Raw genomic sequence first — 14659 nt, 5'->3', positions numbered from 1 at the left:
CGAGCGCGCGGCGAGGCCGATCGATCACGACTGCTTCCGACATCGGCACTGAATCTGGTACGACAAGATGTCGTGGAACAGCCGGAAGGTGATCGTGTCGAACCCCTTGATCCATCGACCGCGCCAGGAGTGGCTCTCGTACTTGTCGAACCACTTTTCGAACGATAGATCGGCGTTCTTGCACCACCGTTCGAGGCGGCGTCGGCTCATGTTCTGGATGTGGGTGGCGTCGAAGGTCCCCATCGATTTCTCAGGCCAGTCGCCCAGGATGATGAACTGGGCGATCACGTTGAGGTTTCGCATGTTCGGGACGCTGATGACGACCCAACCTCCGGGCCGGACCGCCCGGACGTAAGACGCCAGCGCGTCCCACGCGGCGGGGATGTGCTCGATCACGTCGGCCAGGATCAAGCCGTCGAGGCTGTCGTCCTCGAACGGACGGCGATCGTCGGGAGCGATGACGCGTGCCGAGGTCAGACGCCGCTTGGCGACCTCGATCGCCTCTTCGCTGACATCCACCCCGTGGACCTCACGTCCCTTTTCCACCAGGAGGGCCTCGGTGACCCCGCGGCCGCAACCGACCGAACCGATCTTCACGCCGTCGTCGGGGATCATCCTGAGGATGTCCTGACGCACGTAATCGAAGTACGGGTACGATTCCGTCGGGGTGGTAGGCGTGTCCGGCGAGGCTTGCGTTTCCAGGTGCGACATGACGTCTATTCGATCTCCAGTACGGTGGTTGTAACCCATCGATGGGCTTTGCCGCGTCCCGTGGTTCTCGACCCGACGCGCCGGCCTCATCTCCATTCCATCCCATGATTAACACCACGTCGACTCGGCCAAGGACGCGGCCGCTTTCGAAGTGTAACCCCCCGCCTCCGCGGCCGACAAGACTCGACGACGAAGAATCACCTCGGGGCCCCGGCCGGGGGCGGACCACAACACAGCTCCTTCAAGTCGCCCCGCGCGCAAGGCGCGATGAAAAAAAATTACGGTGCCGGAAGACCGGGCCAGGTCGGTCCGATCTGACGCTCAATTCCCTAGGACCTCATGCCACGGGTCCGCGCCTTGCTTCGAGTGGCGATTTGGGGACGTCGCGCCGAGTGACCTACCGGTGACTCTCGCCACCGTTTTTCAGACCGATCCTGCACGGTCTCACGTTCGATCTCGGGGGAGCATCCACTCTCTGCCGACTTTCTGAATTCGAATCGCTTCGCCGAACGTCCGGCACCCGCGGTGTTGCGTCTTGCTTGAATTTGCATATGCGTCTCGATCCCACGAGGCGAATCGTCCAGTCATGATGGCATTGTTATCGTCATGACTGTGGTTCGTCGTCTCTATTGAGATCTTGTTATGAATCATGTTTCGACGGTTCTGGCGTATTTCGGCCCCGAAGTTCAGCTTCCGGTGATCTCGCTGGTCGGCTCGATTGTGGGCTTGGTGATGATGGCGGGCGCATTTCCGTTCCGTCTGGCCAAGGAGCGAATCCGTCGCTGGAAGGCCGTTGCGTCGAGCCGAGGTTCGAGGACGTGACCAGGTTGCAGGGCGACGAGCTGGGCGCTCCGGCCGAGAGAAGCATCAAGGAACCTGCGGATGAGACCGGGACGAGGGACGTTGGCGCGTTCGGTGGCGTGAGGCTGCGGGACGTCCTGGCGACGTCCGCGTGGTTCGGCCTGGCGGCGGGGTTCCTTGAATTGCTCCTGTTGGTGGTTCGGGTCCAACTTCAGGAGAAAGGGTTTTTCCTGAGGAGCCGCCATTTCGTCTGGATGGTTCCCGCGTCCGACCTGCTCCTGTTCCTGGGGTTGGGCGTTCTGTGCTCGTTCGCCCTCTCGAAGTTCGCCGGTCGATCGGCCAACCGCGTGGTCCTGGCGATCTTCTTGTTCGCGGCCGTCCTCTGTCAGCTCATGCTGGTGCGCGGCTTGCATTCAGCCACCTGCGTCTTGCTCGCCGGCGGCCTCGCCGTCCGCGGCTCGCCCTGGCTCGAACGCCGTGCCGACGGCCTGCGGCGGGTGGTCCGTCACAGCCTGCCGATCCTGTTCGCCGCGCTGGCCGCGCTGGGGTCGATCGTGTTCCTGCACGACGCTCGGGCGCGGGTCTGGCGGCGGGGCGACCGAGCGGCCCTGGCGGGACGCGATCTCAACGTCCTCCTGATTGTGCTCGACACCGTCCGCGCCGATCGACTGAGCCTCTATGGATACGACCGCGACACGACCCCCAATTTGAAGCGGCTGGCCGAGCGCGGCGTCCGCTTCGACCACGCCCGCGCCGCCGCGTCGTGGACGTTGCCTTCGCATTCGAACATGTTTACGGCGAGGTGGCCGAGCGAGCTGGGCGTCGAGCGCAGGGGGTGGCTCGACGGCGGCTATCCGACGCTCGCCGAGCACCTGCGCGATTCGGGCTATGCGACGGGGGGCTTCGTCGCCAACCCGTTCTTCTGCGGCCACGAGTCGGGCCTGTCGCGCGGGTTCCAGGTCTACGCCGACTACCCGATCACGCTCGGCGAGGTCGTCCGATCGTCGTCGTTGGGCTGGTTCCTCACCCGCGCCGCGATGCGCGCCCAGTCGCTGACGGGTGCCTGGCGGCCGGCCGGCTCGGTCCGCGACGTCGACCTCGACTTCTCGCGCAAGGACGCCTCGACGGTCAACCGCGAGTTCCTCGACTGGCTTGCGAAGACCGGTCCGAAGCCGTTCTTCGCCTTCCTCAACTTCTTCGACGCGCACGACCCCTACCTCCTGCCGCGCGGGGAGACCCCTCGGTTCACGCCGGAAGGCCTGTCGAGCCGGGCGTCGGCGATGCTTCGCGATTGGCAGAAGATCGACAAGAAGGCCCTCGGCCCCGACGAAGTCCGGATCGCCCGCGACGCCTACGACGACTGCCTTGCAGCCCTCGATCAGCGGATCGGGGCGCTCGTCGACGTCCTTCGCGAGCGGGGCGAACTCGATCACACCCTGTTGATTCTGACCTCCGACCACGGCGAGCAGTTCGGCGAGCACGGCGACTTTGGCCACGGCCTGAGCCTCCACGGCGAGGAGGTCCACGTCCCCCTGCTGATCAGCCTGCCCGGCCGGCTCCCCGAGGGCCGCGTCGTCTCCGAGGCGGTGAGCCTGCGCGACCTGCCCGCCACGGTCCTCGACGTGCTCGGACTCGCGAAGAACTCGCCGTTCCCTGGAGCCTCGCTGGCGACCACCTGGGGCGCGTCGCCGGCCGAGCCGTCCCAGGCGATCTCGACCCCTTTCTCCGAGCTTCGAGGGCCGGTCGACGAGCGCGACGTCCAGGAGCATACGGACGCCCGCAAGAGCCTGAAGGCCGTGGTCGCCGAGAACCATGCGTACATCCGCCGCGGCGACGGCTGCGAGCAGCTCTACAACCTCGAAACCGATCCCGGCGAGACGTCGGACGAGTCGGCGAACGGGGCGCTCTCCCAGGTGCTCGACGCCTGCCGAACCGCCCTGGACGAGGTCCTCTCCACGATCGAGCCGTCCGCGACCCGCTAGCGCGGACGGCCGCTCGGATCAGGCCTGAGGCGGATCGATGTGGAAATCGATCACCAGCGGGAGATGGTCGGAGGCGTCGCGGGCGAGCCGCGAATGGGCGATCCGCGCCTGCCGGACGATCAGTCCGCCGCGCGTGAACGCCTTGTCGATCGCCGTGACCGGGAAGTACGCCGGGAACGACCGGAACCGCGACCGCGGCGAGGTCAACTGGCGGAAGCCCCCCCGGCCGAGCACCCCCGGTCCGAGCGTGTTCCGCCAGTCGTTGAAGTCGCCCACGATCAGGGTCGGCAAGTGAGAGCCCTCGCGGAAGAGGGCGTGCTGCAACAGGTGCTCGGCCTGCCAGTGGCGCTCCTTCTCGGCGAGGCCGAGATGCCAGTGGACGAGGTGTAACGGGCCTTCGGGCGTTGCGACGACGAACATCTGGGCACCCCTGGGCTTCCGTCGCTTGAGCCGCAGCGAGACCTGGTGGTGCGCCTGAAACGGCCACCGGGAGAGAACGAGGTTGCCGTACCCCCCTTCCTTCAGCTTGACGTTGAGCTGGTAGAGGTGGTCGGCCGGATGGAACGCCTCGACGAACCGTCGCGGTTGATCGTCGTGCCGCGTCCGCGCCACCTGGCGATCGACCTCCTGAAGGCAGATCAAATCCGGGTTCTCTTGCTCGACGACCTGGATCACGCGGTCGAGCCGATACCGGCGGTCACGCCCGCCGATGCCTTTATGGATGTTGTAGCTGAGTAGTCGCATGTTGATGTATAATAGGGATTAACCGCCCGGTCGTCCGGCGTCGGAATTCGGATTCTCGGGATGGGTTGCGGAATCCTTGGGTCTCGACCAGTGGAGATAATCGCCGAGTTTGGCCCCGGCGGCCAGGGCTTCGTGGCTCGGGCCACGGTTCTCGTCGTGTGAGATCGGCGCGTCGAGCGATCCTTCGGCCCGCCAGCGAGTGGGGACGGTCCCCCGGCGGACGCGACGGACGCCTCGCACGGCGAGGAAGTGGTAGATCGCCCGATAGAAGAACCAGAAGCCGATCACGTTGGGGCCGGGCAAGATCGCGAGCAGGGTCCCGAACGGAAGCGCGACGGCGTTGACGCCCATCCAGAAGGCGTGCGACCGCGATCGACGCTTAAGGAAGCGTTTCCAGTCTTTCTGGACGCGGTCGATCGACAGCGTCGCCGGGTAGTGAAGGACGACCTCGTTCGCGGAGCCGAACTGGACGAGCATCGTCTCGTCAGGGTGACTGAACGAATGGAGCCAGTTCCAGACCCGGCCGATCCGGCGCGTCACGCCTCCGTTCGGGTCGTCCATCCCCTTCTGGATCGTGTTCCATTTCCCCTCCGCCCACCCCCATAAGCCGGCCGATTTCGACGCGCCCGCGCCGGTCTTGTCCGCCGCGGTTTCGGAGGCGTCGTAGTAGAAGAACCGCTGGCCGTCCTGGGTCGACAGATAGTAGACGTTCACGATCGGGGAACTCTCCGTCCAGGCGAAAGCCGTTCAACGGGGTGGACGTCCATGAGACTCGGAGTTTCGTCGAGTCGTCAAGCGGCGTCAGGCGAGGATCGCCGAGATCGGCTTGCCGTAGTCGATTTCCAGGCGTTTATGGCCGGGGACTTCGAGGCGGTGAGGATCGAGGCCGAGCTGCTGGAAGACGGTGGCGTGGACGTCGGTGACGTAGTGGCGGTCCTCGACGGCGTGGAAGCCCAGCTCGTCGGTGGCGCCGTGGACCGTCCCCCCCTTGACGCCGCCGCCGGCCATCCAGATGGAGAAGCCGAACGGGTGGTGGTCGCGGCCGTCGCCTCCCTGGGCTCCAGGGGTCCGGCCGAACTCGGTGGCCCAGACGACCAGGGTCTCGTCGAGCAGACCCCGGCGCTTGAGGTCCTTGAGCAGGCCGGCGATCGGCTGGTCGACCTGGGCGCACATCGAGGCGTGGTTCTGGCGGAGGCCGCCGTGGGCGTCCCACGAGCCCGCGCCGCCGTTGCTGCCGTGGAAGATCTGGACGAACCGGACCCCGCGTTCGACCAACCGGCGGGCCGTCAGGCACATCTCGCCGAACGGCCGCGAGGCGTCGCGGTCAAGGCCGTAGAGGCCCGCCGTCGGCCTCGGTTCCTGGCCGAACTGCATGACCTCCGGGACCGCCGTCTGCATCCGGAACGCCAGCTCGTACGACTTGATCCGCGCCTGCAAGGCCTGGTCCTCGGGATGCTCGACCGCCGACAGCCGGTTCAACCGACCCAGGAGCGCCGATTCGCCGTCTTGCTCCTCGCGGTAGACGTCGCCGCCGGGCGACGCGAACGGCAGCGGGTTCTTGAGGTCGACGGCGAGCTGGACGCCGTCGTGCTCGGGGCCGAGGTAGTTGGCCCCGTGGCCCCCGAGCCCGCCGCAGCAATCGGCGATCGGAGTACCGAGCACCACGAACGCCGGGAGGTCGTCGTTGAGCGAGCCCAGGCCGTAATGGACCCACGAGCCGATCGTCGGGAACGGCCCTTCCAGCATGTGCCGGCCCGTGTGGAACTGAAGCTGCGCGCCGTGGTCGTTGTCGGTGGTCCACATCGATCGGACCACGGCCAGGTCGTCGACGCAGCCGCTGAGGTGCGGCCACCAATCGCTGATCTCGATCCCCGCCTCCCCGCGCTTGCGATAGCCGACCTGAAGCGGATAGAGGATCTGGCGGATGTGGCCGTTGGCCTGGTCGGCGACCAGGACCCGGACGTTCTTGCTCAGCGGGTTGGTGACGGCCCCGGCGTACGGAGTTTCGGCGATCGTCTTGCCGGCGTACTTGACGAGCGCCGGCTTGGGATCGAAGCTCTCCACGTGGCTCGTGCCGCCGACCATGAACACCCAGATGACGTTCTTGATCCGGGGCGGAAAGTGGGGCTTGCCATCGGGAAGCCGCCAGTCCAGATCGGCGTCGGCCCTCACGACCTGGTCGCGCTGGAGCATCGCCGAAAGGGCCACGCCGCCGAGGCCGAAGCCGAGGCCCGTCTGGGTGAGGAACGTGCGGCGGGAGTGACGACTGGCTTGATCGTTCATAAGGCGGCTCCGATCAATAAATCATCACGAAGTCGTTATGGTTGAACAGCACGTGGACGAGGTCCTCGCGAGCCCGCCGGGCCTTGTCGGCCGCCGGGGCCACCGCCGCGGCGGGGCTCGGCGGAAAGGCCGACAGCTTCGCCGGCTCGCCCAGTCGCTCGGCCTGGCTTCTCAGGAAGGCCGTACAGGCTTCCTGCTCTTGAGGACGAGGCTTGCGGCCGAGGACTCGCTCGAAGGACGTCGCGATGAACGCGGCGTCGTTGACCGGCGTCGTCTCCAGGGTCGCGGCCAACCGCCGGGCCTGCGCCAGGCTGAGTGGGCTGTTGGCCAGCGCGAGCGCCTGCTGGGGGACGACGCTCTCGGTCCGGCGGTAGCACGAAGTCACGTTCGAGGAGTCGAACATCCGCAGGAACGGCACCCGCTTCTCCTTGGAATGGCGGAAATAGAGGCTCCGGCGAGGGACGGTCATGGCCGTCTCGGGGTCGAGGTCCGGGCCGCCGAGGGCCAGGTCGAGGCCGCCGGTTAGCCACAGGAGGTTGTCGCGGACCGTCTCGGCCTCCATCCGCCGGGCGTTCATCCGCCAGTACTGCCGGTTGCCCGGGTCGGCGGCCAGGTTGGGATCGCCGGGGCCCCCGGTCGACGACCGCATCCGGTAGGCGCTGCTGGTGACCATCAGCCGGTGGATCGGCTTCATGCTCCACCCCGAATCGACCAGCTCGCGGGCCAGCCAGTCGAGCAAGGCCGGGTGCGACGGCGCTGAGCCGTTGACGCCGAAGTCGAAGACCGAGGCGACCAGCGGCGTTCCGAAGTGACGCATCCATATGTGGTTGATTGAAACACGTGCGGTGAGCGGGTTGTCGCGATGGGTCAGCCAGCGGGCGAGGGCCAGCCGCTTTCCGGAGGTCGTTCGAGGGTACTGGGGGGCGAGCGGGGAGTAGGCTTTCGCCTCCTGGCGGACGGCCTGCTCCTTGGTCTTGAGATCGAGCCGGGCCTTGTCGCGCTGGGCCTTGGTCGCGGCGGCGGCCTTCTTCCGCTCGTCGAGGCCAGGCGTCTTGGCGTCGACGACGGCGGTGTCGGCGTCGGCCAGGGCGAGGTCGGCTTTCGCCAGGTTCCATTCGGCCGTGTGGAGGTCGGCCCGGCGCTCGGTCTTGGCGGCCGACTGGGCCCTGGCCGTCGCGTCGGGCGCGGGCGGTTCGGAAAAGGCTGCGTCGTCGGCGTTGATCCGTTCGGTCAGACTGGCCAGGTTCGCTTTGGCGGCTTCGATTCCCTTGCGGGCGGCCTCGACGCCGGCCTTGGCGCGGGCGGCGGCGGTCGGGTTGGTCGCGGCGGCAAGGGTCTGGTCGGCCTTCTTCGCCTCGTCATGTCGGGCTTCCAACTCGGCCTGTGCGGCGTCGACCTTCGTCTTGCGGACGGCCGGATCGAGCCCCCGGTAGAACTCGAACCGGGGCACGGCGATCGGCTGAGGCGCGGCGAGGGCGACTTGCGTCTGGAGCACCTTCGGGAGTTTGGGATCGATCGGGTGGTCCTTGACGGGCTTCGCGGAATCGCCTCGCGTGTACAGGAACGTCGGGGTCGCGAGGTCGGCGTCGTAGACGCGGACCAGGCCGGACTTGGTCGCGTCGGGCTCGCCGGGCGCGGCGTCGGTGCGGACCTTGTGGGGCTCGAAGAAGGCCCGGAACCCGTAGTAATCGGTCTGGGCGATCGGGTCGTACTTGTGGTCGTGGCACTTCGCACAGTTGAGGGTGATCCCCAGGAAGGCCTTCGACGTGTGCTCCACTGTCGCGTCGAGCCAGGTGTCGCGATTGAACAGGTACCAGTTCCGGACGAGATATCCGGTGGCCCGGACCGCGTCGGCGTCGCCCGGCGCGTCCTCATCGGCGGCGAGCATGGCGACGATCATCTTGTCGTAGCCCCGGTCGGCGTTGAGCGACTCGACGATCCAGTCGCGCCATCGCCAGATATGGGGCTGGCTCTCGCGGACCTCGGCGCCGAAGCCGTCCCAATCGCTGTACCGCCAGACGTCCATCCAGTGCCTTCCCCACCGCTCGCCGTATTGGGGGCTGGCCAGCAGCCGGTCGACGATCGCCTCGTACGCCTGGTCGGAGGGGTCGCTCTCGAACTTCCGGACCTCCTCGGGCCTGGGCAGAAGACCGATCAGGTCGAGATAGAGCCGGCGGATCAAGACGGCCGGCTCGGCCCTGGGGCTTGGGGTCAGTCCGTGCCTCTGGTGCTCGACCGCGAGGAAGGCGTCGATCGGGTTGCGAACCCAGCCGGCCCGGTCGGCGGAGACGGCGGGGGCCGCCGGCCGCTCGGGCGCTCGAAACGACCAGTGCTTACGCGGGTCGGTTTGGGGCTTCTCGTCGGCCGGCGCCTTCGCCCCCTGGTCGATCCACGCCCGGAGCATGGCGACCTCGTCCTTGGACAGCGCCGACGCCTCCCCTTCGGGGGGCATCCGCGACTCGTCCCGCGTCACGGCCTCGACGATCAGGCTCTCGCCGCTCTTGCCCGGCTCCACGACCGGACCGCCGTCGCCCCCTTCGAGCATCGCCTTCGCCGTGTCGAGCCGCAGCCCCGACTTCTGCTTGAGGGCTCCGTGGCAGACGAAACAGCGCTTGTCCAGCAGCGGCTTGACGTCGCGCAAGTAGTCAACCGGCTTCGCGTCGCCGGCCCCGGCCGTCGGACCGGAAACAGCGAGCGCCGCCCCCAGCCCGAGGCATGCCAGAACCCGGCGCGAGGTCGTTCCGAATCTCACCGACATGGAACGTGCGGGCGACGTCATGGTGTGGATCTCGACCGCGAGTGTTTAACAAGGATTCAATCCCCCAGGCTACCCCAAGACGCCGCTCGCGACAAGGCGTCGCGGGCGACCTGCCGCTCTTTGGAAACAGCCCAAGTCCAGGCTCGGAGGCGTCGGCCGGCGCATCCGGAAATCCCCTGCGAATCCGCTCCACCCGCCTGTTGGGCACAACCACTTCCTACGGGTGTTCGCCTCACCCCTCGCGGAATTGGGTTCGATCGTCTCCAAAACACGCCCTTCGACGGCTCTCTGACCGGGCGGTTGCGACCCTGAACGGCCCACGCTCCGACCTTCTTCGACCGCGGTTCGACACTCGGCGGATTGTGTTCGTTCGACCCGCGAAATCGGCGTGTGTGATGCGTCCAAGTCCTTATGTTGATGGGGTTTGGCGGTGGTCCTGGGTTTGGCTTCGTTCGCCCCGAAAACCGCCGCTTTCTGGGCCTGCGATTGGGTTCGTTCGTCGAGATTTCGGGGCTCGGCCGACCGAGCCGAAGCCGGCCGATCGCCTTGGGGCGTTGGGTTCGTTCGCGCGTTTTTCCCCTACGAGAGGACGCGTCACTTACCCACCAACAGCCGGATTGTCAAAGACCTCGGGCGATTTCGAGAATTACCTACCATGAGTTTACGACGGTTCCCCCGTGTTGATCGGGAATCGGAATCCGGGCGCTACGGATTACCGCGCGGGACGATTGAAAGGATTTTCGCGATTTCATGCGATCTGGCGATTTTGATCGCGGTGTCGAGGGCGAGGCCGCGAGGTGGTTTGCGTTCGAGTTGCACACAACAATCAAAGCAGGCTGTCGCGAGCATGCCTTCTCCCCGCCTGCGGGGAGCGCGTCGTAGGCTCTGGTCGAGGGTCGAGGCGGTCGAACACCCCTCATCCGCCCCTGCGGGGCACCTTCTCCCGCAAGGGCAGAAGAGATTTCGGCCTCGGCCTGTGTGCGATCCAATGGTAGACCGCGTTATGGGAATGCACTCGCTGGCGCTTCGGGCTGGTATTCGGACCAGGACCCGGACCCGACCGACCGCGATTCACTCGCATTCTCATGAGGCCGGGTGTCCCGACGGCGTCATGATGGTTTGTATTCTGATCCATGAGCCCAATGGTTGGGTTCAGGCTTTCCTCGCGACGACCCGACGAGATCCCACGCCCAGCGCCGCCAGCACGCCCCAGATCAGGACCGTCGACGGCTCGGGGACCTGGGCGTCCTCGGGCGTCATGAGGAAGGCGTGGAGCTTGCCGTCGATCATCCCCTGGCCGACGATCCAGCCCGAATCGTTGATGTCCGTCGGGTGCAGGCCGCTCCAGCCGCTGGTCGGTGGGAGCAACTCGGTCAGCTTCCGGATCGTCGATCCGTCGTACAGGAAGTCGTTGCCGACGACCTGTCCCAGGTTGTTCAACGCGACCCCCTGGCCCCCCTCGTAGCCTGGCACCTTGGAGAGGTTCTTCCATTCGCCGGTTGTGGGGTTGAAGATGACGGTCGTCGGGGGCACCCCGGGGATCGCCGGGGTATTCACACTCCAGACGACCGCGAGGATGTCGTTCTTGTTGTTGATCCCGATCGCGACTCCGTGAGGGAGGAGCGGCGGGCCCGTCCACGACAGACCAGGATACCGGAGAGTCGCATTCATCAGGTCGATCGTTTGGCCGTCCCGAAACATCGCAGGGTGCATCTCGCGGCCGAGCGAACCGGTCATCATCGCTCCCACCACGACCCCGGAGTCGTTGATCGCATACGGGGCGACTGTCATGACAACGTTTTGCCTAACTCCGTTGTCGTAGATTTCGGCGGGGCCGGAATTGGAACTGCCGACACCAACCCCCGGTGAGGCGACGTATTGCCCCACGTTGTTGATGGATACGAACTCCCCACCCACGACCTGCCCGTGGTCGTTGATAGAGAGGGCGGGCCCCCCGGTGGGGTCGATCCGGGTGGTCTTGCCGTTGTCGTAGAGGAACGACTGGGTGCCCGTCCCGGACTGGGAGTAGCCAGGGCCTTGGCTGGGGACGTAAAACTTGCCGTCCGCGTCGTTGTAGGAGATGCCAACGACCTGGCCCTGGTTGTTGATCGAGGTGGCGACGCTGTTGGATTTGTCGGGGAGCGTCCCGAGGTCACGGATCGTGTACATCGGGACGGCGCGGGCTTCGGAGGCCGCGAGCGTCAGAAGGGCTGCGAACGCCAACGGCGCGATCACACGGCGCATCTGGTGCTGGGCGAAGAACATCACGACCCTCCTGGCCGTCCGGTCAACGACTCCAATGAGCAATCCCGGAGGAAAGGCTCCATGCTTGGAGACAATGGAGGTAGGTGATAGAGGAATCATCAGTCGTCGTCAAGGGCGACTATGGTTGAGCGTCGTCGATGGACGGCTTCCCGGCTCCAGGCGCGGCGGGGGCTGGAGGGGGGGCCGGCATCATGGTTTTATCCATGTGCATGATCATGTCGAAGTCTTCCGCGCGATAGACCCAGATCGGGCCTTGACCGAAGACGTAGTACGCGACGGTGGTCGACTCGTCGGGGTCTTCGAGGTCGAGCTTCGCCAGGAGGCGACGATAACCTTCGTACCCGGCGGTCTCGCCCAGGATTTCGAACGTCCGCAGCCGCTGACCCGCCGGTTGCTGTTGCTCCACGAACATGATCGGGCGGATCGTGGTCACCGTCCGCTCGATGCCCGGAGACGCGCGCCACGCTTGCAGGGATTTCTCGAGCGCTTCGCGGGCGAGCTTCGGGTCGGGCAGGTAGCGATCCGGATCGGGAGGCGGATTCGGGCCGCAAGACAGGCTCAATCCGACCGCGAGACCGCCGACGAGCCATCGTGCGAGCGGAAGGCTCGACAAACGTCTGTTCACGGATCGCCCCCTTCTCGATTCCGGTCGTCCCCCGGTGCCGCCGCCGTCCGTCGCAAAAGGGAACACCTGCGATCGAGCCCTTGTCAGAATGCCTTGCCGTATATTATATAGGAGCGTGGTGTCGTGCGTTGCAAGCTGTCAGAGCCGGCGAGGTCCACGAAGTTGGTCCAGATGAAGTCGCTCGTCCCACAACGACGGCGCACTCATGGTTGGCTTGTAGCAGGTCTCCTGCTCGCGAGCTGCGGATGGCTTGCGCCGTCCCGCTCTTGGGCCGGGTGTTCCCAGCACGTCACGACGAAGTGGGACGCCGCGCTGTCCAGGACCCGCTATCTCGACCGGCTGGATTGGTCCGGTGCTCAGTCGCCCGATTGGCGGCGGAGCGTCCCGATCGACCCATCTCCCGGACCGTCCTGCTCCGGCCCCCGATGCTCGCGCAACTCTTCGCAGCCCGTGACGGTTCCGCGCGCCCTGTCGCGAATCAACGCCTGGTGTTGCCTCGACCTCCGCGTGTTCGTCCCGCGAGCCGATTCCACCCCCTTCCCGTTCGACGACGACACGCCTTGCCCCTCGGATCGAGTCGACCCGATCGCCCGCCCGCCGTGGTGCTGATCCGGCGCTCCTCGCATTCGAAGCCGCCTGCTCCGTGACTGTTCCACGGACGCACGGTGAATGGAACCGCGCCTTTCCATGGATTTTGATTCGCCGCGATCTCACGCGCATTGAGTTCGTGCGTCCACCGGCGCTTTCGCTAGATGGGATTGGGGGTGTGAACCCGCCCCCCGGTTCGTTGTTTGAAGGCTCGATCCTCGGGTTCGCTTCATCATCATTTCCTTCATTCCCCGCGTCCCCTCCTCGATTGGGAAGGCCCCGTTATGCGGACTCGACGAACTGGATTCACGTTGATTGAATTGCTGGTGGTGATCGCCATCATCGCCGTACTCATCGCCCTGTTGCTCCCGGCCGTGCAGTCGGCCCGCGAGGCGGCCCGGCGCGCCCAGTGCGTGAACAATCTCAAGCAGATCGGCATCGCTTGCCACAACTACATTTCCAGCTTCCAGGTTCTGCCGTTCGGCAAGGGGCCGACCTACGGCCAGTTCGTCCCCGGCACGGCCGCCTACGCGCGATGGTCCGCGCACAGTCAGCTTTTGATCTACATCGAGCAAGGGAGCCTTTTCAACAGCATCAACTTCAACCTGGCCCCGGAGACGCCGGGGATGGCGGGCGACGTTCCGTTCATGCCGCCGTACCAGAACACAAACCGGGCGAACGCGACCGCTTCGAGGATTCAGGTGTCGGCGTTCCTCTGCCCCTCGGACGCCAACATGCCGAGCACCGACTGGGCCGGCGTCAACAGCTACCTCGGCAATATGCAGACGTGGGCCTGCGATCTGGGCGACAGCAACCCCTCCAGCGTCTCCCCGAGCGATGCGCCTCAGGGGGTCTTCTACTATTTAAGCTCGGTCAAACTCGCAAGTATCACGGACGGGACGAGCAACACCTGCTTCTTCAGCGAGAAGATCCGCGGCAACGGCCAGCGCGACAAGGACGCCCGCTCCGACTCAATGGTCACGGCGGCCCCGACAAGCCTGAACGACACTTACACGACCTGTAAGACCATGAACCCCGCGACGACCACGCGACTGACTCACGCCCAGGGCGCGAGCTGGGTGATGGGCGAAATGTGCTGCACCCAGTACAACCATGTTTCGACGCCCAACACCGCGACTTGCGCCGGGCTGGGCTTCGCCAACAACAGCATGGCCAACATGCCGATGGTGGTTCCGCCCTCAAGCCAGCATCCGGGGGGCGTGACCTCGCTCTTCGGCGACGGCAGCGTGAAATTCATCAAGGACGGCGTCGCGCTCATGACCTGGCGGGCCCTCGGCACGCGGAACGGCGGCGAGGTGATCTCGTCCGACGCCTACTGATGAGGTACATCACAATGCTCCGGACCTGCAACCTGGCCCGACCGGCGATCTTCACTACCACGGCCCTCCTCCTACTTCTCGCGGGCGGAGGGTGTGGGAACGGCGTCAGCGCGTCGCCGTCCGACGAGGCGGCTCGCGCCGCGCTCGAATCAGCTCTCAAAACCTGGCGAGACGGCGGCAAGCCCGGGAAGCTCGCGGGAACCGACCCCCCGGTCGAGGTTCACGACACGCCGTGGAGTCAGGGCGAGCTTCTGGGGGCGTACGAGATCCTCAAGAAAGAGGAAGCCGGCGCCACGGAGAAGAAATTCTCCGTCCGGCTCACTCTCGCGAAGCCCGAACGAACCGAGGACGTTCAATATCACGTGCTCGGCCTGAGTCCGGTGATGGTCTTTCGCGATCAGGACTACCAGCGCAACATCAACATGGAGGACGGCCCCAAGACGTCCAAGTCAGGCGGCGCGTCGCAACGTCGGAAAAGCACGGCGTCGCAGCGGTGAGGGTGGAATTGCAAGGAGAATAAGGATCGTCGGGGCGATTTCTCAACCGGGACGCCCCGAGCGGT

Annotated in this window: 11 protein-coding genes; 4 read left to right on the top strand and 7 right to left on the bottom strand. The window is 66.0% G+C overall.

Annotated elements, in window-relative coordinates; genetic code table 11:
- Positions 1-24: 24 nt before the first annotated feature.
- Positions 25-711, bottom strand: a complete 687-nt coding sequence (locus BSF38_RS26565; RefSeq protein WP_076350061.1) for a class I SAM-dependent methyltransferase — start codon at positions 709-711, stop codon at positions 25-27.
- 642 nt (positions 712-1353) lie between these two features.
- Between BSF38_RS26565 and BSF38_RS26560 the strand changes: the two genes are divergently transcribed.
- Both BSF38_RS26560 and BSF38_RS26555 read left to right on the top strand, forming a co-directional pair.
- The gene (locus BSF38_RS26560) at positions 1354-1533 is read left to right on the top strand and encodes a hypothetical protein (RefSeq protein ID WP_076350060.1); all 180 of its coding nucleotides are present in this window, start codon (positions 1354-1356) and stop codon (positions 1531-1533) included.
- Entirely contained in the window at positions 1530-3494 is a 1965-nt protein-coding gene (locus tag BSF38_RS26555; RefSeq protein WP_145952338.1) for a sulfatase, read from the top strand. Before BSF38_RS26560 ends, BSF38_RS26555 begins: the two co-directional genes overlap by 4 nt.
- Before the next feature lie 18 nt (positions 3495-3512).
- Here BSF38_RS26555 and BSF38_RS26550 read toward each other — a convergent pair whose 3' ends face one another.
- From BSF38_RS26550 to BSF38_RS26525, 6 genes are all read right to left on the bottom strand, one after another.
- Positions 3513-4238, bottom strand: a complete 726-nt coding sequence (locus BSF38_RS26550; RefSeq protein WP_076350058.1) for an endonuclease/exonuclease/phosphatase family protein — start codon at positions 4236-4238, stop codon at positions 3513-3515.
- An 18-nt stretch (positions 4239-4256) separates the two neighbouring features.
- Positions 4257-4952, bottom strand: a complete 696-nt coding sequence (locus BSF38_RS26545; RefSeq protein ID WP_076350057.1) for a hypothetical protein — start codon at positions 4950-4952, stop codon at positions 4257-4259.
- Positions 4953-5039: 87 nt separating this feature from the next.
- The gene (locus BSF38_RS26540) at positions 5040-6521 is read right to left on the bottom strand and encodes a DUF1501 domain-containing protein (RefSeq protein WP_076350056.1); all 1482 of its coding nucleotides are present in this window, start codon (positions 6519-6521) and stop codon (positions 5040-5042) included.
- A 13-nt stretch (positions 6522-6534) separates the two neighbouring features.
- Positions 6535-9300, bottom strand: a complete 2766-nt coding sequence (locus tag BSF38_RS26535; protein WP_237170623.1) for a PSD1 and planctomycete cytochrome C domain-containing protein — start codon at positions 9298-9300, stop codon at positions 6535-6537.
- A 1131-nt stretch (positions 9301-10431) separates the two neighbouring features.
- Positions 10432-11544: a hypothetical protein gene (locus BSF38_RS26530; protein ID WP_076350055.1), complete on the bottom strand. Its 1113-nt coding sequence runs from the start codon at positions 11542-11544 to the stop codon at positions 10432-10434.
- A 118-nt stretch (positions 11545-11662) separates the two neighbouring features.
- A complete protein-coding gene (locus BSF38_RS26525) occupies positions 11663-12169 on the bottom strand; it encodes a hypothetical protein (RefSeq protein WP_145952337.1) in 507 nt (168 codons plus the stop codon).
- An 872-nt stretch (positions 12170-13041) separates the two neighbouring features.
- Here BSF38_RS26525 and BSF38_RS26515 point away from each other — a divergent pair.
- Both BSF38_RS26515 and BSF38_RS26510 read left to right on the top strand, forming a co-directional pair.
- Positions 13042-14097, top strand: coding sequence for a DUF1559 family PulG-like putative transporter (locus BSF38_RS26515; protein ID WP_076350052.1), 1056 nt, complete (start codon positions 13042-13044; stop codon positions 14095-14097).
- Positions 14097-14594: a hypothetical protein gene (locus tag BSF38_RS26510; RefSeq protein ID WP_145952336.1), complete on the top strand. Its 498-nt coding sequence runs from the start codon at positions 14097-14099 to the stop codon at positions 14592-14594. The genes BSF38_RS26515 and BSF38_RS26510 overlap by 1 nt, the downstream gene beginning before the upstream one ends.
- Positions 14595-14659: the final 65 nt, after the last annotated feature.

Source organism: Paludisphaera borealis, from assembly GCF_001956985.1.
Classification (GTDB): domain Bacteria; phylum Planctomycetota; class Planctomycetia; order Isosphaerales; family Isosphaeraceae; genus Paludisphaera; species Paludisphaera borealis.
The sequence above is the reverse complement of the archived record's forward strand: the minus strand, read 5'-3'. Positions and strand labels throughout refer to the sequence as shown.